The organism is Proteus sp. GOKU, from assembly GCF_015475555.1.
Lineage (GTDB): Bacteria > Pseudomonadota > Gammaproteobacteria > Enterobacterales > Enterobacteriaceae > Proteus > Proteus mirabilis_B.
Genome location: NZ_CP034105.1, coordinates 2702042 through 2727594 on the forward strand (window position 1 = coordinate 2702042; position 25553 = coordinate 2727594).

Annotated in this window: 18 protein-coding genes, 10 tRNA genes and 1 pseudogene; 11 read left to right on the plus strand and 18 right to left on the minus strand. The window is 36.4% G+C overall.

The annotated features are described in order from the left end of the window. Positions 1–12 precede the first annotated feature (12 nt). From EHE21_RS12615 to EHE21_RS12635, 5 genes are all read right to left on the minus strand, one after another. The gene (locus EHE21_RS12615; RefSeq protein WP_228766678.1) at positions 13–909 is read right to left on the minus strand and encodes an AAA family ATPase; all 897 of its coding nucleotides are present in this window, start codon (positions 907–909) and stop codon (positions 13–15) included. Between the two features lie 289 nt (positions 910–1198). Continuing rightward, positions 1199–1447, minus strand: a complete 249-nt coding sequence (locus tag EHE21_RS12620) for a GDCCVxC domain-containing (seleno)protein (protein ID WP_194950846.1) — start codon at positions 1445–1447, stop codon at positions 1199–1201. A gap of 91 nt (positions 1448–1538) precedes the next feature. Next, positions 1539–2018, minus strand: a complete 480-nt coding sequence (locus EHE21_RS12625; RefSeq protein ID WP_194950847.1) for a fused DSP-PTPase phosphatase/NAD kinase-like protein — start codon at positions 2016–2018, stop codon at positions 1539–1541. Between the two features lie 216 nt (positions 2019–2234). After that, positions 2235–2309, minus strand: a tRNA-Arg gene (locus EHE21_RS12630). A 195-nt stretch (positions 2310–2504) separates the two neighbouring features. Continuing rightward, the gene (locus tag EHE21_RS12635; protein ID WP_194950848.1) at positions 2505–3281 is read right to left on the minus strand and encodes an AraC family transcriptional regulator; all 777 of its coding nucleotides are present in this window, start codon (positions 3279–3281) and stop codon (positions 2505–2507) included. A 104-nt stretch (positions 3282–3385) separates the two neighbouring features. Here EHE21_RS12635 and EHE21_RS12640 point away from each other — a divergent pair, with 104 nt between their 5' ends. From EHE21_RS12640 to EHE21_RS12665, 6 genes and pseudogenes are all read left to right on the plus strand, one after another. Beyond that, positions 3386–4189, plus strand: a complete 804-nt coding sequence (locus tag EHE21_RS12640) for a sulfite exporter TauE/SafE family protein (RefSeq protein ID WP_194950849.1) — start codon at positions 3386–3388, stop codon at positions 4187–4189. A gap of 875 nt (positions 4190–5064) precedes the next feature. Further along, a pseudogene (phsA, locus tag EHE21_RS12645) lies at positions 5065–7345 on the plus strand (thiosulfate reductase PhsA). Between the two features lie 14 nt (positions 7346–7359). Beyond that, the gene (locus EHE21_RS12650) at positions 7360–7938 is read left to right on the plus strand and encodes a 4Fe-4S dicluster domain-containing protein (protein WP_023581663.1); all 579 of its coding nucleotides are present in this window, start codon (positions 7360–7362) and stop codon (positions 7936–7938) included. Beyond that, entirely contained in the window at positions 7935–8714 is a 780-nt protein-coding gene (gene phsC / locus EHE21_RS12655; RefSeq protein WP_194950850.1) for a thiosulfate reductase cytochrome B subunit, read from the plus strand. Before EHE21_RS12650 ends, phsC begins: the two co-directional genes overlap by 4 nt. A 276-nt stretch (positions 8715–8990) precedes the next feature. Then, positions 8991–11132 carry a TonB-dependent receptor gene (locus tag EHE21_RS12660; RefSeq protein WP_228766679.1) on the plus strand — a complete coding sequence of 714 codons (2142 nt, stop codon included), beginning with the start codon at positions 8991–8993 and terminating at the stop codon, positions 11130–11132. A gap of 12 nt (positions 11133–11144) precedes the next feature. Beyond that, positions 11145–12191, plus strand: a complete 1047-nt coding sequence (locus EHE21_RS12665) for an ABC transporter substrate-binding protein (RefSeq protein ID WP_194950851.1) — start codon at positions 11145–11147, stop codon at positions 12189–12191. Between the two features lie 591 nt (positions 12192–12782). On the opposite strand, the gene EHE21_RS12670 is transcribed toward EHE21_RS12665, so the two are convergent. From EHE21_RS12670 to EHE21_RS12705, 8 genes are all read right to left on the minus strand, one after another. Beyond that, on the minus strand, positions 12783–13085 hold the full coding sequence (locus tag EHE21_RS12670; RefSeq protein ID WP_088495080.1) for a helix-turn-helix domain-containing protein: 303 nt from the start codon (positions 13083–13085) through the stop codon (positions 12783–12785). 2205 nt (positions 13086–15290) lie between these two features. Further along, positions 15291–15366 (minus strand) — tRNA-Val (locus EHE21_RS12675). A gap of 14 nt (positions 15367–15380) precedes the next feature. After that, positions 15381–15456, minus strand: a tRNA-Lys gene (locus EHE21_RS12680). A 40-nt stretch (positions 15457–15496) separates the two neighbouring features. Beyond that, positions 15497–15572, minus strand: a tRNA-Lys gene (locus tag EHE21_RS12685). Positions 15573–15610: 38 nt separating this feature from the next. Beyond that, positions 15611–15686 (minus strand) — tRNA-Lys (locus EHE21_RS12690). Positions 15687–15727: 41 nt separating this feature from the next. Then, positions 15728–15803 (minus strand) — tRNA-Val (locus EHE21_RS12695). 43 nt (positions 15804–15846) lie between these two features. Continuing rightward, positions 15847–15922: transfer RNA gene (locus EHE21_RS12700), tRNA-Val, on the minus strand. Between the two features lie 40 nt (positions 15923–15962). Then, positions 15963–16038 (minus strand) — tRNA-Val (locus EHE21_RS12705). 321 nt (positions 16039–16359) lie between these two features. Here EHE21_RS12705 and gltX point away from each other — a divergent pair. The 3 genes from gltX (at position 16360) to EHE21_RS12720 (ending at position 18114) form a co-directional block, all read left to right on the plus strand. After that, positions 16360–17778: a glutamate--tRNA ligase gene (gene gltX / locus EHE21_RS12710; RefSeq protein WP_088495079.1), complete on the plus strand. Its 1419-nt coding sequence runs from the start codon at positions 16360–16362 to the stop codon at positions 17776–17778. Positions 17779–17935: 157 nt separating this feature from the next. Beyond that, positions 17936–18011 (plus strand) — tRNA-Ala (locus tag EHE21_RS12715). Between the two features lie 27 nt (positions 18012–18038). After that, positions 18039–18114 (plus strand) — tRNA-Ala (locus EHE21_RS12720). 64 nt (positions 18115–18178) lie between these two features. Here the strand turns inward: EHE21_RS12720 and EHE21_RS12725 are convergent. After that, entirely contained in the window at positions 18179–18931 is a 753-nt protein-coding gene (locus EHE21_RS12725) for an SDR family NAD(P)-dependent oxidoreductase (protein ID WP_194952662.1), read from the minus strand. Positions 18932–19114: 183 nt separating this feature from the next. Here EHE21_RS12725 and EHE21_RS12730 point away from each other — a divergent pair, with 183 nt between their 5' ends. Further along, entirely contained in the window at positions 19115–19555 is a 441-nt protein-coding gene (locus EHE21_RS12730; protein ID WP_194950852.1) for a MarR family winged helix-turn-helix transcriptional regulator, read from the plus strand. Positions 19556–19557: 2 nt separating this feature from the next. Here EHE21_RS12730 and EHE21_RS12735 read toward each other — a convergent pair whose 3' ends face one another. From EHE21_RS12735 to zipA, 4 genes are all read right to left on the minus strand, one after another. Further along, positions 19558–19773 (minus strand): DUF3820 family protein, encoded by a 216-nt coding sequence (locus EHE21_RS12735; protein WP_023581656.1) that lies wholly within the window; start codon positions 19771–19773, stop codon positions 19558–19560. A gap of 166 nt (positions 19774–19939) precedes the next feature. Further along, positions 19940–21124: a NupC/NupG family nucleoside CNT transporter gene (locus EHE21_RS12740; RefSeq protein WP_069367879.1), complete on the minus strand. Its 1185-nt coding sequence runs from the start codon at positions 21122–21124 to the stop codon at positions 19940–19942. A gap of 228 nt (positions 21125–21352) precedes the next feature. Beyond that, complete coding sequence (ligA, locus tag EHE21_RS12745) at positions 21353–23380, minus strand: NAD-dependent DNA ligase LigA (protein ID WP_194950853.1); 2028 nt, start codon at positions 23378–23380, stop codon at positions 21353–21355. A gap of 56 nt (positions 23381–23436) precedes the next feature. Then, positions 23437–24465: a cell division protein ZipA gene (gene zipA, locus EHE21_RS12750; RefSeq protein ID WP_088495076.1), complete on the minus strand. Its 1029-nt coding sequence runs from the start codon at positions 24463–24465 to the stop codon at positions 23437–23439. Between the two features lie 223 nt (positions 24466–24688). On the opposite strand from zipA, the gene cysZ reads away from it, so the two are divergent. Then, on the plus strand, positions 24689–25459 hold the full coding sequence (cysZ, locus tag EHE21_RS12755) for a sulfate transporter CysZ (RefSeq protein ID WP_088495075.1): 771 nt from the start codon (positions 24689–24691) through the stop codon (positions 25457–25459). The last annotated feature ends 94 nt before the right edge of the window (positions 25460–25553 follow it).

The window sequence follows — 25553 nt, forward strand, 5'->3', positions numbered from 1 at the left end:
ACATGAGGTTATTTAATTATATTCTTTTATCACTAATCGCTCTTCTGGATCAGGGTACGAAAAATGCTGTGTAATAAAATCAAACTCTACTTCTGTGGTTTTAAACGGGTTCTCATCTGATTGATTACGTAAAGATAATCGTTTTTTACACTCAGCACTTTCTACTTTCAAAACATGGAATAAATAAGGCATCCCTGTATTATCCGCTAATGATTTTAGCCATTGTCGCTGCTTCGGTGTATTCGCCGGAAAATCCATAATAACGGTATTTCCAGCTTTAAGAAGAACTGCAATATGTTCGCTTAATACACTCTTCACTAACTCACTTTTTTCAATATAGTCAGCTACTGTCTTTATTTGATTTGGGTAAAGCCGCGATAGCCATTCATCTTCATTGATTAATACCGTTCTGGGTGATTTAGCAAATGATTTTGCTAACGTTGATTTACCAGAAGCAATTTTTCCACAGAAAAAATGTAAACGAGCATCAGAAGATGATTTTAATAAATCAGTACCATAAGAGTTATCGATAACACAAAGCCATTGGTCATTGATAAGTTTAAAAACATAAGTGGCTTCTCTTATTGTATTAAACTTTCCTTCATTTGGCATATTTGCACTTAAAAGTGTTTGTGCTAAAACAAGCGCACAATCTTCACCAAAAATAACTTTTACTTTTCCTTGAGAGACTTGTAATGAGTGATTAAAAAATCCAGCGATCGCCATAAATGCTTTTTTTAGTGAAGGCTTACCAGAAACATACAAATCATCTTTAACTACCAACGTGCCATTTTCAGTATAAAAATTCATTAGATACTCAAAATTTTCGTCAGTGATAGCTTGGTCTGCATTTGCAATTAGTTGTGTTAGCGATAGGGTATGTTGATCAACTTCTTGTGGAGTAAACATTTTTTGTCCTTATCTTTGTACCAGATAAGGAGTTTAAAATAAAAAAACCCGCTTATCTGGCGGGTTCATAATACAACCAATCCCCACCACTAAGTGATGGTAATAATAATTGCTGGAGAGGTTGTAAAATATGACATAAAAATAAACCTTATAAATAGACTAAATAAAATCTAGCAGTAATTTATTTTTTAAACAAGAATATATTTTTAAAATCAAAGCAATAAATTAATTGATGTTTAATTTCTCTTTGAATATAAAACTGTTTTATTTAACTGTTATAGATAAATAATTATTTGCTCTCATGTTGGCAACAACATGATGTTTTCTCTGATAATCTCGCCTCTTGGATTGGTGGGCAAGGCACTGTTCCATAAGAACAAAATACACAGCAGTCTCCTTCAAGGGGTTTTAATAAAGTATGACAATGTGTGCATTCATAAAACCATTGGCAAGCATCCGTTGGCATTGTTTCCATTTTTTTCGTATGACAATGCGGGCAAGTAATTTCTGACATCAAGTTAATCTGATTGTTTGACATTTTATTTCCACGTAAATTTATAAACATCATCTTTATTATTTAGAATACGCTATTTTAATTTCTTAAATAGCGTATTAAATCAATAAATTGTTTATTTATCTGTAACTTGCTGATTAAATACTTGTTGTTTTATTGCGGAAATATCAACTTCTTCTAAGTATTGAACAATATTAGGAAAAAAGAGTTCGTGATAGCCATATTCTTTTTTTCTTAATTCAGCAATTGCCTGCTCTTTTGTCCAATTCTCAAATATTAGCCGATACATTGCTATAATAGTTCCTGTGCGATCACTACCATGCCAACAATGCACTAACACAGGATCAGACGTGCTATTTATTTTACGTAATACCTCAATAACGTCCTTATCAGTAATTCTACCTGCATTCATTTTTACGTGAAAAGTTTCTAATTGCGTGCCTTTTACATCATCACTATCACTATGATATTCACGTAAGTTAATAATCGTTTTTATACCTTGAGCTTCTAACCATTTCATTTCACCCGGAGTCGGTTGTCCTGAACGGTAAACTTTTTCTGAAACTTGATAAAAATTCTCAGGGGGTACAAGCATATCTGTAGGTCTAGAGTTACACCCCATCAGCAGAAAAAAATAAGCAATAAATAAAAACTTTAAATATCGAATATTATTAATTGATTTTATGTCCATATAAAAACCTAAATTTATTCTTGGTTATTGAATGAGGAAGAAAAACAATAGAGATAATAGCGTGAATTGATAAACACTGCTCTAGGAATAATTTCTAAATTTACAGAATTGGGTAATAGATGGCGTTCCCTACAGGAATCGAACCTGTAACTAGCCCTTAGGAGGGGCTTGTTATATCCATTTAACTAAGGGAACATACGTGGGAAAATCAAGTATGACTTATGGACGGACTATATTTTACCCCCCTCACTCTCTATTAATCAAGTTTTAACGCACTGATATTGGAAGGAATTTTTTTGTTTCTTTTTTGAACAATGTAATTTGACTTAAAAAGCATCTGATAAATATCATCATCACTGATTATGTTTATTCTTATATATGTCTGTTTTATTAAAACTCTTTCAATTGCTTTAAAAACAATTTCGGTGAATATCCCATCTCTTTATTAAACATTGCACTAAAAGCGCTTGGATTTTCATAACCCAATTCTAAAGCAACTTCAGTGACTGAATCGCCTTTCTTTAAAGCGGTTAATGCATACATTAAACACGCTTTTTGACGCCAATCTCGAAAAGAAAGTCCTGTCTCCTTATGAAAAAGACGAGTAAAAGTACGTAGACTCTTGTTTAATTTTTCAGCCCACATTTCTGGTGTCGTGCGAATATTAGGTTGTGACATAAATTCAGTACACAATTCATCTAATAAAGCATGTTGCGGTAATGGCGTAAAATAAGGTAATGGTTTAGCTTGAGCTAATTCATGACAAAGTAACGTCAATAATGCGCTATCTCGTCCCCCTAAATCATAAAGTAAAGGAAGTTCATTGGCTGAAAGTAATAACTGATGAAGCAAAGGCGAAACTTGTAAAACCTCACAATATTCTGAATGGCGAGGAATCTTATTCGGCTCAATATAAAGGCTATAAGTACTACTACCCAACATTAGTACTTGATGTACCTTTTCTGCAGGTATCCACACACCACTGTAAGGTAATACAATCCATTGACCATCTTCTGTTTTAACTTTCATTACTCCATTAGGAGCATATAAAAATTGCGCTCGTCGGTGATGATGAGCTTCAAGTAATGTGTCATAAGGATAATCAGAGCCTAATGCCAAAATATCGCGAGGAAGATTATCCACATTATTGATATCGATATTACGCATAATATTTAAATTGTCCTAAATTCGTATAAACTTGTCATTATCGCGTGGGTAAGCCATCACTTTATTCTATATTGTTAATCTCCTGACTCAACAGGAGATTTGAAATGACACTCTGGCTGATTTCTTTTGGTTTAATTTCAGGCATCACAACATGGTTATTTGGCTTTGGCGGTGGTTTTGTCACGGTTCCCTTACTCTATACACTTATTCTGACACTTTGGGGAATAGACAGCTTACCTGCCGAACATGCTATGCAAATCGCAGTTGCTACCTCTGCATTAATTATGTTGTTTTCTGCAACAGTCACAACCATTAAACACCATAAAGCCAAAAGGCTTGATTGGAATATCATGTCTATTTTATTTATGGGTATCGCTTTTGGTGGGATCTTAGGTGCTCTTCTCGCATTAACAGTTGAAGGTACGTGGATCAAATGGATCTTTATTGGTTATCTCTTTGTCACTATTTTAGACTGCTATTTTCGCCCCGGTTTTATGGCTCCTACTCACAACTCAAAAAAAGTAACTAAAGCAAGAGAAACAGTTAATGGCACAGTAATTGGTATTATTGCTGCTTTTCTAGGCGTTGGCGGGAGTGTGATGACAGTACCTTTATTGCGCCGTAGAGGAACCCCCATGGCGCAATCAGCAGCAATGGCAAATGCATTAACCTTACCTTTAGCTCTCACGGCAACATTTACTTATATCGCCCTTTCTTTTACGTCACCTTTAAATAGTGAATCTGGTTTTATTGGTTATATTTGGCTAAAAGCTGCACTTATTCTGATTTGTAGTACTTGGGTTGGCTTGAAGATCTCTGAACGTTTTTTATCTCGCATTCCTGATAAATGGCACGCAAGAGTTTATCCTCTGTTACTGAGCCTTGTTTTAATTGTCATGCTGTTTTAAATCCTTTCTTCTATATAAAAGATACAAAGACAACAAGCAACGAAGAAAACAATAACGACTACACATAAGATGGTGGCTTTGAGTATTCAAGAGAGTCGCCATTTTTTTAACATTTCACCTCATCTTTTTCCTACGCGCCTTCACTTAGCGTTAATGCTATTAAGACACATAAAACAAAAGAACGTCTCTTTTTGACAATCGCGATACAGTTCTATAACGATTAATATCATTAATTAATATTTAAACATAATGAACAATAATTTATAAATTGTCTCATATTCAGTATCAGTCTGATTACGTTTTGATGAGTGTTTTTTGTACTAAAAATCACCTATTTATTTTTCTACTTTATTTGTATTTATCATCAAAATAATAAGTTAGCTATTTTTCATAAGAAGATAATTTAAGAAGAAACTGGATTTAAATAGCATCAAAAATATTATTTATTCTGATTTTTAAATAACAAATTAATTACAATATAATGTCATTTCGGTATATAAATAATTATATATCGATAGGCTTTTTTGTCAAATTTTGATTATTATTAATCATACATTTTAAATACACTTTAATAAAATAGATTAATAACATAAGTCAGTGAATTTAAAAGGAGTATCCGTAACTGCTATATCCATTAAAATCCCCTTTTCCTTCACCAAACTTCTATAATAGTATTCAATAGAAGAAAATAATTATCATTTAATTTTGTCTATTTTAGTTAATTTATTTAGTGACATTTATTAACTTCTTATTCTCTATTATTTATTATTTACAACTAACTCATCACTTATGGATTAATAAAATGGAGACGCCTTCAAATATTTATTTAACCGTCCGTATATAATATTTAGCTATAAGAAGAAACTGGAGGTTATATGAGTATTAGTCGTCGTTCTTTCATTAAGGGGATGGGGATAGGATGTGTGGGTTGTACCGTGAGTAGTTTACTCACCGGGTGCACTTGCATTTAATCCTGTAGATTCTCTTAAGGGTCAGTCAAAATTAACACCTAGCCTGTGTGAAATGTGTTCTTATCGTTGTCCGATAGAAGCTCAGGTTGTTAACAATAAGACCGTCTTTATCCAAGGAAATAGAAATGCTGAACACCAAAGTAGCCGAGTTTGTGCAAGAGGCGGAAGTGGTGTTAGCCTAGTTAATGATCCAAACCGGATTGTCAAACCCATGAAACACAAAGGCCCAAGAGGTGCTGGTGAATGGGAAGTGATAAGCTGGGAACAAGCTTATAAAGAAATTGCAGAAAAGATGAACACCATAAAACAAAATTATGGTGCAGAAAGTATCTCTTTTTCATCTAAATCAGGTTCACTCTCTTCTCACCTTTTCCATTTAGCAGCCGCATTTGGCTCTCCAAATACGTTTACACACGCAACCACTTGCCCAGCAGGTAAAGCCATTGCCGCATCCGTTATGATGGGTGGTGATCTTGCAATGGATTTAGCGAATGCTAAATATATTCTCTCTTTTGGCCATAACCTTTATGAAGGTATTGAAGTCGCCGAAACACATGAACTGATGACAGCACAAGAGCGCGGTGCAAAACTCGTCAGTTTTGATCCTCGTTTGTCTGTTATTTCAAGTAAAGCAGATGAGTGGTTCGCGATCCGCCCAGGTGGGGATTTGCCTGTTCTAATGGCTATGTGCCATATCTTAATTAAAGAAGATCTCTACGATAAAGATTTCGTTGAGAAATTTACTGTTGGTTTACCACAATTAAAAGAAGTTCTACAAGATACAACACCTGAATGGGCTCAAGCACATTCTGATGTTCCAGCTAAAGATATTGTTCGTATTGCTCGTGAGATTGCAGCAAAAGCACCTCACGCACTGATCATGCCTGGTCACCGCGCAACCTTTAATAAAGAAGAAATTAATATGCGCAGAATGATCTTCACCTTCAATGCGTTACTCGGCAACATTGAACGTGAAGGCGGCATGTATCAGAAAAAAGCAGCAGCAAAATACAATAAATTAGCAGGTATTAATGTTGCGCCTGAATTAGCAAAACCTAGCGTTAAAGGTATGCCTGAAATTACCGCAAAACGCATTGATGCCACAGCACCTCAATTTAAATACATCAATAAAGGTGGAGGAATTGTTCAGTCAATTATTGATTCAACATTAGAAGGTGTACCGTATCAAACAAAAGCATGGATTATGTCTCGTCATAACCCATTCCAAACAGTCAGTTGCCGCCCTGAGCTAGAAAAAGCCGCACAAAAATTAGACTTAATTGTTAGTTGTGATGTTTATTTAAGTGAAAGTGCTGCTTATGCCGATTACCTTTTACCTGAATGTACTTATTTAGAACGTGATGAAGAAGTTGCTGACGTTTCAGGTTTAAACCCAGCTTATGCATTACGCCAACAAGTTGTCGAACCTATTGGTGATACTAAACCAAGTTGGTTAATTTGGATGGAATTAGGTAAAGCATTAGGATTAGAAGCCTGTTTCCCTTGGGAAAACATGGGAGTAAGGCAGCTTTATCAAGTTAATGGTAGCGAAGAACTTTATAAAGAGATGCATAAAAAAGGCTATATCTCTTATGGTGTTCCACTATTATTACGCGAACCTTCTTATGTAAAAGCCTTTGTTGAACAATATCCAGATGCAATTAAGCATGTTGATAGCAACAATACAATGGAAAAAGCCCTCTCATTTAAATCACCAAGTGGTTTAATTGAAATCTACTCTGAAGAATTAGAAAGCCGTTTAGAAAACTACGGCATTCCACGCTTCCACAACTTCCCATTAAAAGAAAAAGACGAGCTTTATTTTATCCAAGGTAAAGTCGCCGTTCATACTAATGGTGCAACACAATATGTACCGTTATTAGCTGAATTAATGTGGGAAAACCCTGTTTGGCTTCACCCTGAAACAGCTAAAAACCATGGAATTAAACATGGTGATGAAATCATTCTGGAAAACAGTATAGGCAAAGAAAAAGCACATGCTTTGATAACAGAAGGCATTCGCCCTGACACTGTATTTGTTTATATGGGATCAGGTGCAAAAGCAGGTGCGAGAACAGCAGCGACTACAACAGGCGTTCACTGTGGCAACTTATTACCTCATGAAATTAGTCCTGTATCAGGTACTGATGTGCATACATCAGGTGTCAGAATTAGTCGGGCTTAAGGAAAAAAATAACGATGAACAATAATGATAAACAATTTGTCATGTTACATGATGAGAAACGTTGTATCGGCTGCCAAGCTTGTACTGTTGCGTGTAAAGTCATCAATGACATTCCTGAAGGATTTAGCCGACTTCAAGTCCAAATTCAAGGTCCTCATGACGACGAAGCAGGTAATCCACATTACCAATTTTTCCGTGTTTCTTGCCAGCATTGTGAAGATGCGCCTTGTGTTTCTGTTTGCCCTACTGGCGCTTCTTTTATTGACGAGAATGGTATCGTTCAGGTGAAAAAAGAGCTGTGTATCGGCTGTGATTACTGTGTTGGTGCTTGCCCTTACCATGTTCGTTATATCAACCCAATGACGCATATCGCAGATAAATGTAACTTCTGTTCTGATACTCGATTAGCTGAAGGTGAATTACCTGCATGTGTATCGGTATGCCCAACAGATGCGCTTGCTTTTGGTCGCATTGACTCACCTGAAATTCAGGCTTGGATCAAACAAAAATCCGTTTATCAATACCAATTAGATAATGTCGGAAAACCAAGTTTATTCCGTCGTAAAGAAATCCATCAGGGAGATAAAGCATGACTAGTATCTGGGGAGCAGAACTCCATTATACGCCAGATTATTGGCCTGTATGGTTAATGGCAGCCGGTTTATTAATCGTTGCTATGATAGCTGTATTGGTGATCCACGGCCTACTACGCTATGCCCTTGCACCAAAACATTCTGGTCATTATGAAGAAGAACGCGTTTATTTATACTCTAAAGCAATTCGTTTTTGGCACTGGGGTAATGCTTTACTGTTTATCCTATTACTATTGAGTGGATTTTTAGGGCACTTCTCTATCGGTAATGTCACTTCAATGGTGCTATTACATAAGATCTGTGGCTTTGTGCTGATTGCATTTTGGATTGGTTTTATCCTTATCAATCTAACAACCAGTAACGGTGTGCATTATAAAGTAAGATTTAGTGGACTAATTGGTCGTTGTATCAAACAAGCTCGCTTTTATCTTTATGGCATAATGAAAGGCGAACCTCATCCTTTTGCAGCAACTGAAACTGATAAGTTTAACCCACTTCAACAACTCGCTTACTTAGGTGTGATGTTTGGTTTAGTGCCGCTGTTACTGATTACTGGATTATTATGTTTATATCCTGAAGTACTTGGTGAAGGCTATTGGATGCTAAAAGCACACTTAGTATTAGGGATCGTGGCATTAATGTTTATTTGTGCACACTTCTACTTATGTACACTGGGTGATACTTTTACTCAAACATTCCGCAGTATGATCGATGGTCATCATCGTCACCAAAAACATGATGATCATAGTTCAGTAGCAGAAAAAACAGAGCATTAATTTCTCAAGCCCCCTTCTGTTACGCTCTGTTTCTTGAAATGCCCGCTTAGGCGGGCATTTTTTTGATCTAAATTCAGAAACAATTTCATAATCTTATTATTAGCAAATATATCATTTTATTTACATGTTATTCCGTGTATAGTCGGCGCCCATCCTCGCTATATACAATTTTATACAATGATATACATTACATTGCATTCGTGATGGGTATCGTTATATAAATTTCTTGATAGCGATGGATTTATATAACTAAAAAATACATTCTAGGAGTCTATCGTGAAGAAATTTATCATTTCAACAATAGCTTGTGCTATAGCACAAACATTCGCTGTATCAGCAAGTGTAGCCGCTGAAAATGCTGAAAAAATCGTCGTTACTGCACAACCAGTGAATAATAGTGAAGCCGGTGCGGGATTTGTTACTCGTGAAGTTGATATGGGGCCATTAGGTGAGAAAAAATGGTTAGATACTCCTTATACAACAAATACTTTCACTCAATCTATGATTGAAAATCAACAAGTCACCAGTGTTGCAGATATCTTAAAATATAATGCCTCTTCTCAAATGCAAGCACGTGGCGGTATGGATGTTGGCCGTCCCCAAAACCGTGGGATGCAAGGCAATGTTGTTGCTAACTCTCGCTTAGATGGTGTGAATATTATTTCTACCACAGCCTTTCCTATCGAAATGCTTGAGCGTGTAGATATTATCAATGGTTTAACTGGTTCACTTTATGGGCCAGCAAGCCCAAGTGGGCAATTCAATTTCACCCAAAAACGTCCAACCTTAAAACGCTTAACATCACTTAATGCAACTTATGTCAATGATAACCAATTTAAAGGCCATCTTGATTTAGGTGGTTTTATTGATGATAACAATACTTTTGGTTATCGCATTAATCTAATGCATGATGAAGGTAAAGGTTATGTCGCAGGTAGCAAAACACGTCGCCAGCTAATCAGTACCGCATTTGATTGGAATATCTCTCCTGATACGGTATTAGAAGTGAATTTTAGTGACTATTGGTTTAAAAAAATGGGTTATCCTGGTGCATTTTCTTATGGACCAAAAGTTACCGCATTACCTGATGCGCCAGATCCAACTAAAACCGGCTATGGTCAAGCTTTTGCGGGTGTTGATCTTCATACCAGAACGGTAAGTAGCCGACTAAAACATGATTTTAACGAAGATTGGCAAATCAGTGCAGCAATTGGCTATCAAACGGCTGATCGCGGATTCCGTTCTGTTTCTAACCAATTAAGTAATGATGGTAAGCAATTTACACCAACGTTATCAGTACCGACAACTTATGGTCGTTTTACTGTTTTAAGCCATTCTGTCAATGTTAATGGTCATGTGATGACTGGCGCACTATCTCATGATTTAATTCTCGCCACTAGCGGTTATCGTTGGGATATTTATGGCGCAAATGGTAATGATCAAAAATTCACATTACCAACTCAAGATATTAATAATCCACATCGTTATGATGATCCTTCTAATGAAGGCTTCTATACAGGCGCTGCTCGTACTAAAAACAGCCGCTCACAAGTTCAATCCATTACTTTAGGTGATACCGTTACCTTTAATCCTCAATGGTCAGTGATGGGATCACTAAGCCAAAACTGGATCAAAGAAACTTCTTATCGTGCTGGTGGTGGGAATCACACCGAAAGTGGATTAAGTCCTGCTGTCGCATTAATGTTTAAACCTATTCCTGAAGTGATGACCTATGTTTCTTATGCAGATTCATTAGAAGAAGGTGATTCAGCACCAAACACTGCCGACAACAAAAATGAAGTGCTAAAACCTTATCGTAGCGAACAATGGGAAATGGGGGTTAAATCGCAAATTGGCGATCTTAATTTAAATGCGGCTATTTTCCAATTAGAGCGCCCTTTTGCCTATGTGGGTAACGACAATATCTTTAAAGAACAAGGTAAACAACGTAACCGTGGGTTAGAGCTTATCGCTAACGGAAAAGTCACTGATGAGCTTTTCGTTTTTAGTAGCATGACTTGGTTAGATCCTACTTTAACCAACACCGGCAATGCTCAAACACAAGATAAAGATGTTGTAGGTGTACCAAAATACCAAGCTAATTTATTAGCTGAATACCATTACCCTACTTTGCCAAATGTTATCTATAGCGCCAATGTTCACTACACAGGTAAGCGTGCAGCAAATACCACTAATACAATGTGGGCAAAAGCCTATACCACACTCGATCTGGGTGCTCGTTATCAAACACAATATTGGGATAAGAAAACCACTTTCCGCCTCAATTTAGATAACGTGACTAATGAACATTACTGGGCATCTATTTTCTCTGGCAACCAAAATGGTGCTATTGGTGGTGCAAATGCTTTCTTAGGTACGCCTCGCCAAGTTTCTGCTTCTGTAAGCATTGAACTCTAAGAGGAAAACGAAATGTATAAAGGTTTTTTCAAAACCCTGTGCATTGCGTTACTGGGAGCTTCAGCTCTCAGTATCTCCTTTAATGCACAGGCGCAAAGAGTTGTTCAATATTATCAGAATCAATCCATTACTGTTCCTGATTCACCAGAAAGAGTCGCCACGAGTTGGAATGCTCAAAATGCGATACTTGCTATGCTTGGTGCTGGAGATAAAATTGTTTCCACAACCGATTTAGTCAAAACTATTCCCTTTTTTACCGAGATTGTTCCTGCTATAAAAACGGCTTCAATTTCTAGTAAAGGTAATAATGACACACTGAATATCGAAACATTAATTGTTAGCCAGCCTCAAATCTTTTTTGCAACAGGGAAGCTATCTGATGCACAAATGACGGCACTAGAAAATGCAGGGATCAGTGTTGCATTATTAAAATCAGGTTCAATGGATGCCTTGTTAGAAAGAACGTTGATCACTGGTGAGATTTTAGGTTCAAGTAGTCACCAATTAGCAAAAGATTATTTAGCCTACTTTCAGCGTAATAAAACACTTGTAAAAAGTGCGATAAGCGAGATAAGCGCCAATAAACCAATGAAGGTCTATCATGCTTTTGGTTCGCCATTAAGAACATCTGGTGCACCTTCGTTAAATCATGATTGGATAGCGCTTGCAGGTGGTGTGAACGTTGCAGAACATTGGTTTGATAATGTGCCAAGCCGAGCTGGTGATGTTTCCTTAGAACAAGTTATTCATGCCAATCCTGATGTCATTATCACTATGTATGCAAGAGACACTGAAATCATTAAGAATGCACCTGAATGGCAATCTATCACTGCCGTGCGTGAAGGCCGAGTTTACACAAACCCTAAAGGCCTATTTTGGTGGTGCCGTGAAACCACAGAGGAAGCCTTACAATTTTTATGGTTAGCGACTGTTTTATATCCAGAACAAACAAAGCATATTGATATCTCCAAAGAGACTCAACAATTCTATAAAACATTTTTTAATATCACCCTCACCGAACAGCAGCTCAAACACATTCTTAAACCTCTCAAAGACTAATTGTTACTGCCTCTTCATATTCACGATGAAGAGGCAACAATAACCCATCCTAATATGATATTAACTATCATTATCCATAGATAGTCATTTAATGATAAATACTTAGTTTTTGATCTGATAACGCATTTTCACCAATGCTTATATTTTGCCTTTGTTATATTAAAATTCACTCTTTTCGAATTTATTGGTGTGAAACGCATAAATTATACGTTTAATAGCTTTAGAAATGTTATCAGGAGGTAAAATCGTGGTAGGTAATATAAGAGGTAATTTTATGAATAGCTTATTATAAACAAGTATTAATTAGCTATTTTTTTCTCATACAAATAAATATGAGAATATATTTCTACAAACCTGAAAGCCTTAGCTCATTTGCAATACAATTATTCTTTTTTTTGTAAAAATTAAAAATTCTCATTCTCTATAAACGTAAAATGCCCTAATAAGGGCATTGATTTCATATAGAGGCTTTATTTCATCTATTAAGAAAATTCTTATTATTAACTGATTAAAGAGAAACACTATATATAAGAATTATCTTACTCAATTTAGTTATTCTAAAATGAGTTACTTTCTAATTTAAAAATATTATTAGAAAATAGAAAGAGCCTTGCTATCGAAATGAGCTGGAATATGTTGTTCATTTCGCTCAGTTTCTTGAGTCATTCCACCGGTTACTTCTTCAAAGAAGCTACCGATATTAACGCCTAGTACTTCAAGTACTCTAACTAAGCAATCAATATCAATACGGTTTACACCACGCTCATAACGGAATAACTGTTGTTCACTAATATCAATCTCTTTTGCTAACTGAAATACAGTATAACCTTGAGATTTTCTTAATGACTTAATTTTTTGTCCAACTGCATAAGCGACTGGATACTTGCTACTCATAATATTGTTCTCGCTTTTCACTTTGATTGATATCTAATTTATAATGGTGTGCTACTACGCAATAATATGTAAAATTATATATTATCGAGGACACCTTTTTGTTTTAATAAAATATTATTTTTAGTAGATAAGAAATATTACAATTCATAACATGACTTATCATATGTAAATAATATACTACGCATTTAAACACTTTCAACTAGTCAAAAAAAGACAGTGCAAGCATGATGATTTACTCATACTAGTAAACAATACCTAGGATAATGCAATATATCCTTTATTTTCATATAGTTAAAATATTTTACTTATAAAATCACGCTTTTTTTTTCTTAAACTTTACTCACTAATTAGAATTATCATCTAGTACAAGCTTAATTTAAAGTGTGATTGTTTGAATTGTGTAAAAATAAATCAACTTATGTCAGTCTAATTTATTTAAAATAATAAATTAACCTCATAAAGATGACGATTTTCTTATTTTTATTAAATAGCTTAAGCAATATCAATGAAATCTGATGAGTTTATAAACAAGACAATATTATACTTTTATATCAATACGTTACACTAGTTACACCCGAAAATAGATATAAATCACATTTTAAACATTTGTTAATTAATTTATATAAGCATAAACCCTTACTCTTTCGACTAAATATATTTCAAGTTACACAATTCTTTATTACTCTCGAATAAATAAATAATAGATTTAATTACTCATTTTTTTTGAATTTTTATTAATGAATAACTTATTTTAATTTTCAATTAGATTAAAAATCTTCTTTATGAAATAGAGAAAAAGTAAGTATTAATATAAATATTTTTGTTTTATCAGTAGGTTATTTGAAAGTTAAGTTTATCATCATAAAAACCGTTCTTTTTATGACCACATAATACTATTCTTTCTTTTTCACTCAAATTCGCGCATTTGGCACATTGCAAAAATAGAGTAATCATCACATCTTAAGTTAAATTCATAAGGGAATGAACTGTTAAATATCAATTTTAGTATGATCTAATTTTGTTAAAAAAAATAAAAATTAATCTTTTTACGTCCTAAGTAATTACACCTATTCTATATAAGAGTTATTCTTAGGCAAAAATAAACATTAATATTTTTATATAATTTATATTCCTGCTAAATGCACAATTTTCTCCATTTTTCGTAAAAAATGAAATTAACCACTTCAGGACAAATCAATTACTGATGAAATAAGTGTTTTTTGCTTTATATCATTTACTATCCAGCTCATTATGATGTAAAGATTGATAAATATCAAATTTTAAAATTAGTTTAATTTAAATCAAACAGTTATGTAAAACCCATTGCTCTATTACCACTTCAAAAAAGAAGTAGAAAGAAGATGAAACATCATTATATTTAATCTTTATTCTTACTAGCACTAACCAATGATTTATAAAAAGTAAGAAATATTAACTATAAAGCTCTATTTTTATCTTTTAATCTTCAGTATTTTTTCTTAAAAAAATGAGTGCCCTATATTTTTCAATGCTAACTTAAAATATCCTAACTCACTCATTTTATGAGAGATATTGCTCATGAAAAATTAGCAAATAATTTATCACAGCGCATCTAAGGTTATTTAATTTTATTAATAAACTGAAAACACCTACATCTACCCCCAAAAGGAGTAGATCTTTCTTTTTCAATTAGAGTAATTTTTTTAATATTTTCAGATCAAAATTTGAACTTTGCTCAAAAATAAATGCATACCTTCTACTAAGCACAATCCCTCATCCAAAATAATTGGCTTAACAATAGAAGAGCCTTTTCTTTTTTAAGCGGCTCCCTTTAAATGATAAAAACATGACAGGATGTAAAAAAGCGTAATAAAGAAACTGGCTTATGAACCCTCTTCACAGAAAACACAATGCAATAACAAGTTAAAACAGCCTTAGAAACTAAGAGCTCCAAAGGAACAAGATAATTAGCTAAGTATTCATTATTTTGAGGATAAAGAGGTGATGCAGGTACGAGGGGCTAGGAAAGCATGTCTATAAGGATATGTAGCTATAAGTGAAGCAATGAGGAACATGATAGAAAGTAGACACAGGGAAAAGATTAAGACTCAGAGAATGCAACTAAACGGCAATAATGCAGGTATTAGAAAACAAATAACTGTTATTAATTCTTTTAGAAAGATGTTAGGGAAGTAAAGAAGAAGGCATAACAAAGAGATAAAGAAGTGGTGGGCGGTATTGGGCTCGAACCAACGACCTCCTCCTTGTAAGGGAGATGCTCTACCAACTGAGCTAACCGCCCGCTTTATTATTAAATGGTGGGTCGTGGGCGATTCGAACGCCCGACCAATTGATTAAAAGTCAACTGCTCTACCGACTGAGCTAACGACCCATTTAATAATTTTGCGTAAATCTGTAAGTAGCGTTGTGAATGGTGGGTCGTGGGCGATTCGAACGCCCGACCAATTGATTAAAAGTCAACTGCTCTACCGACTGAGCTAACGACCCGTCACAATGTTCACTACTTTATGTTGTATTTTTAGGAATGGTGGGTCGTGGGCGATTCGAACGCCCGACCAATTGATTAAAAGTCAACTGCTCTACCGACTGAGCTAACGACCCATACCTAAATGTGTGATATTGCGCGAAATAACCGGATGAAGTGGTGGGCGGTATTGGGCTCGAACCAACGACCTCCTCCTTGTAAGGGAGATGCTCTACCAACTGAGCTAACCGCCCACTTCATGATGACTAAATTCTCACTACCACGCTTTAATGTAATTGGTGGGCGGTATTGGGCTCGAACCAACGACCTCCTCCTTGTAAGGGAGATGCTCTACCAACTGAGCTAACCGCCCAATCACACTAAATCATACAACTTATCACAACGAAAAATAATGGTGGGCGGTATTGGGCTCGAACCAACGACCTCCTCCTTGTAAGGGAGATGCTCTACCAACTGAGCTAACCGCCCGTCGTGATGGGGTGCATTATAGGGATACTGCGCTATGAGTCAACGATTTTTATCAGTTTTTTATCGCGAAAATGATCGTTCGTTTTATTTTTAGTCAAGATGCTTTTTTTAGCACCATAAGTGACACAGCAATTAACCAAAGTAATCCCACAGATACTCTTCGTCAAACAAAAAATCATCAATTTGAAAATTTTATCTCTGTTAAAAGCTTAATGGCATTGAGGAATTAGCATCCAGTGATAAAATAAGGCAACCATTTCGTTTTTTTGATAATCACGATTACTTATCTATATATAAGTAAGACGTACAAAGGCAATCCCAATGAGTAAAATAAAAACCCGTTTTGCACCAAGTCCTACTGGCTATCTACATGTTGGTGGTGCGCGTACCGCACTTTATTCCTGGTTATATAGCCGTCACAATAAGGGCGAATTTGTACTGCGTATAGAAGACACCGACTTAGAACGTTCTACACAGCCAGCCATCGATGCAATCATGGACGGTATGAATTGGTTAAATCTGAATTGGGATGAAGGTCCTTATTATCAGACTAAACGCTTCGATCGCTATAACCAAGTGATTGATCAAATGTTATCTGCGGGTACTGCATACCGTTGCTATTGTTCTAAAGAGCGTTTAGAGCAACTACGCGAAGATCAAATGGCGAAAGGTGAAAAACCTCGTTACGATGGTTGTTGCCGTGGTGGTAACCATAATCACAGTGCTGATGAACCTCATGTTGTGCGTTTCTTAAACCCACAAGAAGGTTCTGTCATTTTTGATGACAAAATTCGTGGTCCAATTGAATTTAGTAACCAAGAACTTGACGATCTGATTATTCGTCGTACTGATGGTTCTCCAACTTATAACTTCTGCGTTGTTATTGATGACTGGGATATGGAAATCACTCACGTTATTCGTGGTGAAGATCATATCAACAACACACCTCGCCAAATCAATATTCTCAAAGCATTAGGTGCACCTGTGCCTGAATATGCTCACGTATCAATGATTTTAGGTGATGATGGTAAAAAACTCTCTAAACGTTATAACGCAGTTAGCGTAATGCAATATCGTGACGACGGCTATTTACCAGAAGCATTATTAAACTACTTAGTCCGTTTAGGCTGGTCTCACGGTGATCAAGAGATCTTTACTATTGATGAAATGATTGAGCACTTCACTTTAGAAGCTATCAGCAAATCAGCAAGTGCATTTAATACTGATAAACTGCTTTGGTTAAACCATCACTACATCAATACACTGCCAGCAGAGAAAGTTGCTGTTCATTTAGATTGGCATATCAAACAACAAAATATTGATACCAGCAATGGCCCATCATTAGTTGAGCTGATCAAATTACTAGGCGAACGTTGCAAAACATTAAAAGAGATGGCTGAAAGTTGCCATTACTTCTATGTTGATTTCGAAACATTTGAGGAAACTGCAGCGAAAAAACATTTACGCCCAGTTGCGCGTCAACCATTAGAAGTCGTTCGCGATAAATTATCAGCAATTACGGAGTGGACAGCTGAAAATGTTCACCAAGCAATTCAAGATACTGCTGACGAATTAGAAGTGGGAATGGGTAAAGTCGGTATGCCATTACGTGTTGCTGTAACAGGCGCAGGTCAATCTCCTGGCTTAGATGTTACCGTTCACGCTATTGGTAAAACGCGTAGCGTTGCTCGCATTAATAAAGCATTAGACTTTATTACTGAAAGAGAAAACCAAGCTTAATTTACTTATTAATCTTGCTTATTAAGAAAGATACATTCCTAAAGTAGGGAATGTATCTTTTTTTTGTACTCTTTTTCAGCAATCAATAAATAATGTGAGATTAACTGATTGACAGTATTGTGCTTGTTGCCTATTATCAAGCCCGTTCCAGTATGTTGGGGCTATAGCTCAGTTGGGAGAGCGCTTGCATGGCATGCAAGAGGTCAGCGGTTCGATCCCGCTTAGCTCCACCAATATACTTCTAGAACAATCCAATATGTGGGGTTATAGCTCAGTTGGGAGAGCGCTTGCATGGCATGCAAGAGGTCAACGGTTCGATCCCGTTTAGCTCCACCAGAATTTTAAGATCCTGAAGAGAAATCTTCGGGATTTTTTGTTTTCTACACCCCTTTATTTATTTCTATTGCGCAGTGTAACCCCCATCAATGGCATAAAATGCCCCTGTTGAGAAGCTGCTCTCATCTGAAAGTAAAAATGCGACCGTTTTGGCGACTTCTTCTCTGGTTGCCATTCGTTTCATTGGATGTGTATTTGCCATCCATTCACGTACTTCATCGGGTAACATTTGCATTCTTGGTGTATCGACATAACCAGGTCCAATTGCATTGATCCTTATTCCTTTGTCTGCAAACTCAAGTGCAGCTGAACGCGTGATCCCTAACACGGCGTGTTTAGCTGCTGTATAGGCTGAAATACCCGCAATCCCAACAATACCATTAGATGAAGAAAGATTCACAATACTTCCTCCCCCACTTTTTAATATCGCGGGGATGCCATATTTCAAGCCATAAAATACGCCATTGATGTCTGTATCAATGACTGATTTCCAATCTTCAATCTCATAATCCACAATAGATGTATTATGAGGTCCTGTGATCCCTGCATTATTAACTAAGCCATGTAATGCGCCAGCTTGAACGACAACAGTTTCAATCATTTTTTCAACTTGAGAAAATGAGGTCATATCCGCCTGCAAAGCGATGACTTTTTTGCCCGTTATATCAATAGAACGAGCTGTTTTTGTTATTTCCTCTAAATGCCGACCAGTAATGAAAACCGTTGCACCACGTTGAAACAACAATTGTGCAATACCTTCACCGACTCCTGTACTTGCCCCCGTGACTAAAATCACTTTATCTTTAAAATAGTCCATCATTTCGACTTCACCTCTTATCTACTGCATCAAGTTTTATCAGATAACCACAAAGTAGTTAACCAAAGTTAACTATATGCCATCTTATTTGATTAACTTTAGTTAATCAATATAAAGTTTATTCGTAATGAATGACCTGATAATATTAACTTTAGTTAACATAATTTATGAGATAGCGTATTTATGGAGAAGTGTGAATTAGAAAATGCATTGTCATTATTACAATGCACATTAGTCGCGCAACGAACTCGTTACACCCCAGAGCAAGTTACTTGGGGCCAATATGATATTTTGGAATTATTGCGCTTACGAGGTGACTTAACCCCTTCTCAATTAAGTGATTCATTGGCGATTTCAAGACAGAATTTATCGAAATTTATGCGGGGATTAAAATCCTTAGGATTTATTGCGCAGTATCGTTCTGAAAAAGACAAGCGTGAGCTTATTACTCATTTAACTGATGAGGGTCACGCTTTTTTGGCAAGAGCGGCATTAGGTCGAAAACAAAATGCTGAGAAAATAAGTGAATGCTTAACACTCGGAGAGCAAACATTATTTATTGAATTAAGTCAGAAAATCATTAATGCATTAACACCTGATAAATCAGCTATAGATGATGATTAACATCACCGCTTTAATGGTTTTAATAGCCCTTCTAGGCCTTCAATTTTAATTGCTAGGGTCATCTCCATGAGTTGACCAAGCTTACCTTCAGGAAACTCGCCTTTCTTTGCAAACCACAATAGATACTCTTCTGGTAAATCAACCAGCATACGTCCTTTGTACTTGCCAAATGGCATTTGTGTGTTTGCTATATCGATAAGGTGCTGTTTCTCTAACATGTTCTTTACCACGTTGTCATTGAAGGGATAAAACCGATTATAGGGTAATTTAAAGATAAAAAAAGCAGTACCCTAAGGTACTGCTTGATTTTCTGTTACTTGCTTAACAAGTGACTCTGTTTACATTGTTATTTTATTCACATGCTATCTGTTTTATCTTCAAAGATTAAACAAACAGACCTGCGATAGCTGCTGATAAGAAGCTAACTAATGTAGAACCGAACAGTAATTTCAGACCAAAACGAGAAACAACGTTACCTTGTACTTCGTTTAGACCTTTAATCGCACCTGCAACAATCCCGATTGAAGAGAAGTTAGCAAATGAAACTAAGAATACAGATAAGATACCTACAGAGCGTGGTGAAATTTCAGCAGCGATATCTTGTAAGCTACCCATTGCAACGAATTCGTTAGACACTAATTTAGTTGCCATAACACTACCAACACGTAATGCATCTTGCTCTGGCACACCAATTACCCAGGCTAATGGATAGAAAACGTAACCTAAGCAATCTTGGAAACTAATACCGAAAATCATGCTGAAAATCGCATTCACTGCAGCGATTAATGCAATGAAACCAATCAGCATTGCAGCAACGATTAATGCAACTTTGAAACCGGCTAAGATGTATTCGCCTAACATTTCAAAGAAGCTTTGACCTTCATGCAGATTACCCATTTGGATCTCTTCTTCATTTTCAACAGAGTATGGGTTAATCACAGAAAGGACGATAAAGGTACTGAACATATTCAGTACTAGAGCAGCAACAACGTATTTTGGATCTAACATTGTCATGTATGCACCAACAATCGACATTGATACTGTTGACATTGCTGTTGCAGCCATGGTGTACATACGACGCTGAGACATTTTGCCTAATACATCTTTATAGGCAATAAAGTTCTCTGATTGACCAAGAACTAGTGAGCTCACTGCGTTGAATGATTCCAGTTTCCCCATACCGTTCACTTTAGAAAGCACAGTACCGATAATGCGGATCACGAAAGGTAATACTTTGATATGTTGAAGAATACCAATTAATGCAGAAATAAAGATAATTGGACATAAGACATTCAGGAAGAAGAATGCTAAACCACCTTTCATCATGCCACCGAATACGAATTCAGTACCTTGTGCGGCATAACCTAATAAGTGATCAAATAATCCAGCGAAGCCACGAACAAAGCCTTCACCAACATCAGAGTTGAGGAAGAACCATGCTAATGCGATTTCAATAACTAATAACTGCACGATATAACGCAGACGGATCCCTTTGCGGTTGTTACTCGCAACGAATGCTAATGCGCCAATAACGGCGAGTGCTAAAACGAAGTGAATGATAGAGGACATGCATGCTCCAAAAATAAAAATAAATCTTGTAGAGCATTTTATGTAACGCGTAACATTAGGATGTGACTATTGTCACAATCTCATGAAACCGCATACACACTATTTATTAAATAAGATAGGTTGATCACACTTTGGGAGTTACTTAAGAAACATTAAATGTAAATTTAACTTAAGTAAAAATGCCACTGAGAAGGTTTTCCCAGTAGCATTTGTTAAATAGTAGAATGATTATTTCGATTGATCAAGTAATCGTATCATTTCATCTTCATCGATAACGGTTATCCCTAATTCGTTAGCTTTCACTAACTTAGAGCCTGCCGCTTCACCGGCAATTACCATGTCGGTTTTTTTAGAAACACTTCCGCTCACTTTTGCACCTAATGCAACTAATCTGTCTTTTGCTTCATCACGCGTTAACTGTGAAAGTGACCCAGTTAACACAACGGTTTTACCTGCAAAAGGATTATCACCCGCCTCATGAGTTACAATAACAGGCGCTTGCCATGTAATACCGGCATCATTGATCAATTGATCAATAACCGTTCTATTGTGTTCTTCTTGGAAGAAATTAACGACATGTTTAGCCACAATATCGCCCACATCAGGAACGGATTTTAGAGCTTCAATATCTGCATTTCGTAATGCATCAAGCGTTGAGAAATGTGTTGTTAATCCACTGGCTGTTGCTTCACCCACTTCTCGAATACCCAGTGCATAAATAAAACGTGCAAATGTCGTTGATTTAGCCTTATCTAAAGCCGTGATCAATTTTTTAGCTGATTTTTCGCCCATTCGCTCCAAACCAGATAAGATTTTTTCATCTAAACGGAAGAGATCAGCAGGTGTTTTGACATATTCTTTCTCAACCAACTGGTCGATAATTTTATCGCCCATTCCATCCACATCCATGGCTCGACGTGAAACAAAATGTTTAAGCGCTTCTTTACGTTGCGCGCCACAAATTAAACCACCAGTACAACGTGCAACAGCTTCGCCTTCAATGCGCTCAACATCAGAATCACAAATAGGGCAATGTGTCGGAAAAACAATTTCTTGAGCATCATCTGGACGTTTTTCTTCAATCACACTGACAACCTGAGGAATAACATCGCCTGCTCGACGAATAACCACAGTATCGCCAATGCGTATTCCTAAGCGTTCAATTTCATCAGCATTGTGTAATGTTGCATTACTCACAACAACACCTGCAACTTGAACAGGCTCTAAACGTGCAACCGGTGTAATAGCACCTGTACGCCCTACTTGAAATTCGACATCTTTGATAATCGTCATTTGCTCTTGAGCTTGGAATTTATAAGCAATAGCCCAACGCGGTGCTCTTGATACAAAGCCCAGCTCTTCTTGTAGTGCAATATCATCAACTTTGATAACAACGCCATCAATATCAAAACCTAAATTAGGACGAACTTCTTCTACATGGTGATAAAAATCAAGGACTGCTTTGCTACCTGTGCAAAGTTTTACCTTATCACTAACAGGTAATCCCCATTTTTTAAATTGTTGTAGGCGCTCATAGTGACTTGTAGGTAATTCACCACCTTCAAGTACACCAACGCCATAACAGAAAAAGGTTAATGGACGTTTTGCTGTAATACGAGGATCAAGCTGTCTTAATGAACCAGCGGCAGCATTACGAGGATTAGCAAAAACTTTTCCGCCTGTACGTCGCGCTTCCTCGTTTAAATATTCAAAGCCTTTTTCATTCATAAAGACTTCGCCACGAATTTCAATACGAGCAGGAATATCTTCACCGTATAAACGCAATGGAATAGCTTTAATTGTTCTCACATTCTCAGTGATATTTTCCCCTGTCGTACCATCGCCACGCGTTGCAGCTTGTACTAAAATTCCATTTTCATAAAGTAAACTAACCGCTAATCCATCTAATTTTAATTCACAACAGAAAGTGATCTCTTCATTATTTTTTAAACGATCACGTAAACGCTTATCAAAAGCTAAATAGCTTGTTTCATCAAAAGCATTATCTAAAGAGAGCATCGGAATTTCATGTCTCACTTGCTCAAATGCTGTCAAAGGTAAAGCTCCAACTCGCTGTGTTGGCGAATCAGAAGTAATTAATTCAGGGTGTTCAGCTTCTAATGCTTTTAGCTCATTCATTAAGCGATCGTATTCAGCATCAGGTATTTCAGGTGCGTCCATGACATGATAGAGATATTCATGGTGACGTAGAGTAACGCGAAGTTTATCAATTTTTTGTTGAGTATTTTTATTCATGATTATCACCAAAGAAGAAAAACCCCCGCAAGCGGGGGCTTTTTTACAGACAAAAGCTATTGATTTAAATCCAGCGTCCTACGGATCCTAGATTTATAAAGCTCGATTTTTTGTGGCGTTAAGAGTTTACGTTCATCATCCAGCACAACACCACCTACATCAGATGCGATACGTTGCGCCGTAAGTAACATCAATTTAAAGTTTTGGTTAGCATCACCATAAGATGGCACCATCATAAACATTGATACACCTGGTGTCGTTAATTCAGCCATTGTATCAATATTAAATGTTCCCGGTTTCACCATATTCGCTAAACTAAACAAAACAGGTCCATTCGCTGTTGGATTGAGATGACGATGGAAAATATTCATTTCGCCAAACTGGAATCCAGCTTGAATAATACTTTGCATCAATGCTTCACCATCTAGCATTTGACCATGATGTGCACTTACGTTTAGAACAATAACCAGCTCTTTCTCTGCTTCTGTTGCTTGTGGAGCAGATTCAGCTTTTGGCTCTTCAGCCGGAGCATGATGCGAAGCCTCAGTTTCAACAGGAGTCACATGAGCCGTTGTCTCTGAAATTGACGGCTCAAAACTCGCAGATGGGCTTACTGTATTAACGTGTGATTTTATTTCACTCGCAACATTAACCACTGGTGCTTGTTTTGGCTCATCCCTAACAATCGGTACAGGCTCTTTTTCAATAACATCAAAAACACCAAGGCTAGGCTCTTGTTGTAATGAAGTATCGTGAGAGTTCCCTTTAGTTTGGGTTTCAGACATTAATGGGTCTCTATCTACCACTGAAATTTCGGGTTCATGTAGAGGCTCCGATTTTATCGGTGGCTCACTCTCCCGCTTTTCAGTAGAGGATAAAGTTGATGTCTGATGACTAGCCTCAGCATATTGTGGTTCGTCATCGTTCTCATCTGACTGATAATTCTGTTTCTGACGTTTTACTGGGCGATTACGGAAAAGCTTAGAACGCTCTTTTCGACCAATCCATAAGCCGTGTAATAACAAAGCTATGATTAAAATCGCACCAACAACGATTAATATCAGACGCAAATTTTGCTGCATCATTTCTATCTCTGTTGTCTTGAGGTTTAATAGCCACGTTGGCAAATATTACTTTTTACTAAGAGTATTTGCCAATGCTCATAAGTGCAAGCCAATACTTAATTTTCTTGTCACAAAGATACACACATCAATCTCTTATGCGCGTTTTTTAGACAATTCATGACTAGTAAGGCTGATTATCTCCCTATATGATACTAGCTTGCCCTCATTGGAGAGAATAGGAAGTATGACAAATTTGACAGAAACGAATAAAAATTTAAATGGATTTCATTATTTTGCTCTTGGTTGGCGTTTAATTACACGCAAAGGGCTGAAACGTTTTGTTATCTTACCCCTACTTGCCAATATTATTATTCTCGGAAGCGCCTTTTGGTGGTTATATGGTCAAATCGGTGGCATGGTCAATTGGATGATGGAAAAAGTTCCTGATTGGCTACAGTGGCTGAGTTATTTAATCTGGCCATTATCCGTTATTTTTATTTTATTGGTGTTTACTTATTTCTTTAGTACTTTAGCCAATATTATTGCTTCTCCGTTTAATGGATTGTTGGCTGAAAAATTAGAAGGTCAAATAACTGGCATTGCACCACCAGATACAGGTGTTGCAGGTATATTGAAGGATGTTCCACGTATTTTAAAACGTGAGTTAACTAAAATAGCTTATTATTTGCCTCGTGCTATTGTCTTGTTATTGCTCTATTTTATTCCTGCTATCGGACAAACTGTTGCCCCTGTTTTATGGTTTGCTTTTGGTGCTTGGATGATGGCAATTCAATATAATGACTTCCCATTTGATAATCATAAAATTTCATTTGCTGCAATGAAATCTTCGCTGAAACAAGACAAATGGAATAATCTTCAATTTGGTATGGTTATTAATATTTTTACCATGATCCCTATTCTAAATTTAGTCATCATGCCGGTTGCCATTTGTGGTGCAACCGCAATGTGGTGTGATCGTTATCGTAAACAACATGTACAAGACGGGCAGTGGTAAATTTAATTTAATGACGTATCAATAAACGAGAAAAACCCCGTTTTATTAAGACGGGGTTTTATTTTATCGTTTTTTTCTAGATCGTGATTTGGTT

What these genes read in the sequence shown, in the direction of transcription:
- EHE21_RS12740 (WP_069367879.1), bottom strand. Translation starts at nt 21,124, where the DNA reads ATGTCCTCTATCATTCACTTCGTTTTAGCACTCGCCGTTATTGGCGCA.
- EHE21_RS12730 (WP_194950852.1), top strand. Translation starts at nt 19,115, where the DNA reads ATGGAGAAGTGTGAATTAGAAAATGCATTGTCATTATTACAATGCACA.
- phsC (WP_194950850.1), top strand. Translation starts at nt 7,935, where the DNA reads ATGACTAGTATCTGGGGAGCAGAACTCCATTATACGCCAGATTATTGG.
- EHE21_RS12615 (WP_228766678.1), bottom strand. Translation starts at nt 909, where the DNA reads ATGTTTACTCCACAAGAAGTTGATCAACATACCCTATCGCTAACACAA.
- cysZ (WP_088495075.1), top strand. Translation starts at nt 24,689, where the DNA reads ATGACAAATTTGACAGAAACGAATAAAAATTTAAATGGATTTCATTAT.
- ligA (WP_194950853.1), bottom strand. Translation starts at nt 23,380, where the DNA reads ATGAATAAAAATACTCAACAAAAAATTGATAAACTTCGCGTTACTCTA.
- EHE21_RS12650 (WP_023581663.1), top strand. Translation starts at nt 7,360, where the DNA reads ATGAACAATAATGATAAACAATTTGTCATGTTACATGATGAGAAACGT.
- EHE21_RS12665 (WP_194950851.1), top strand. Translation starts at nt 11,145, where the DNA reads ATGTATAAAGGTTTTTTCAAAACCCTGTGCATTGCGTTACTGGGAGCT.
- EHE21_RS12635 (WP_194950848.1), bottom strand. Translation starts at nt 3,281, where the DNA reads ATGCGTAATATCGATATCAATAATGTGGATAATCTTCCTCGCGATATT.
- EHE21_RS12625 (WP_194950847.1), bottom strand. Translation starts at nt 2,018, where the DNA reads ATGCTTGTACCCCCTGAGAATTTTTATCAAGTTTCAGAAAAAGTTTAC.
- EHE21_RS12735 (WP_023581656.1), bottom strand. Translation starts at nt 19,773, where the DNA reads ATGTTAGAGAAACAGCACCTTATCGATATAGCAAACACACAAATGCCA.
- EHE21_RS12640 (WP_194950849.1), top strand. Translation starts at nt 3,386, where the DNA reads ATGACACTCTGGCTGATTTCTTTTGGTTTAATTTCAGGCATCACAACA.
- EHE21_RS12725 (WP_194952662.1), bottom strand. Translation starts at nt 18,931, where the DNA reads ATGGACTATTTTAAAGATAAAGTGATTTTAGTCACGGGGGCAAGTACA.
- zipA (WP_088495076.1), bottom strand. Translation starts at nt 24,465, where the DNA reads ATGATGCAGCAAAATTTGCGTCTGATATTAATCGTTGTTGGTGCGATT.
- EHE21_RS12620 (WP_194950846.1), bottom strand. Translation starts at nt 1,447, where the DNA reads ATGTCAAACAATCAGATTAACTTGATGTCAGAAATTACTTGCCCGCAT.
- gltX (WP_088495079.1), top strand. Translation starts at nt 16,360, where the DNA reads ATGAGTAAAATAAAAACCCGTTTTGCACCAAGTCCTACTGGCTATCTA.
- EHE21_RS12670 (WP_088495080.1), bottom strand. Translation starts at nt 13,085, where the DNA reads ATGAGTAGCAAGTATCCAGTCGCTTATGCAGTTGGACAAAAAATTAAG.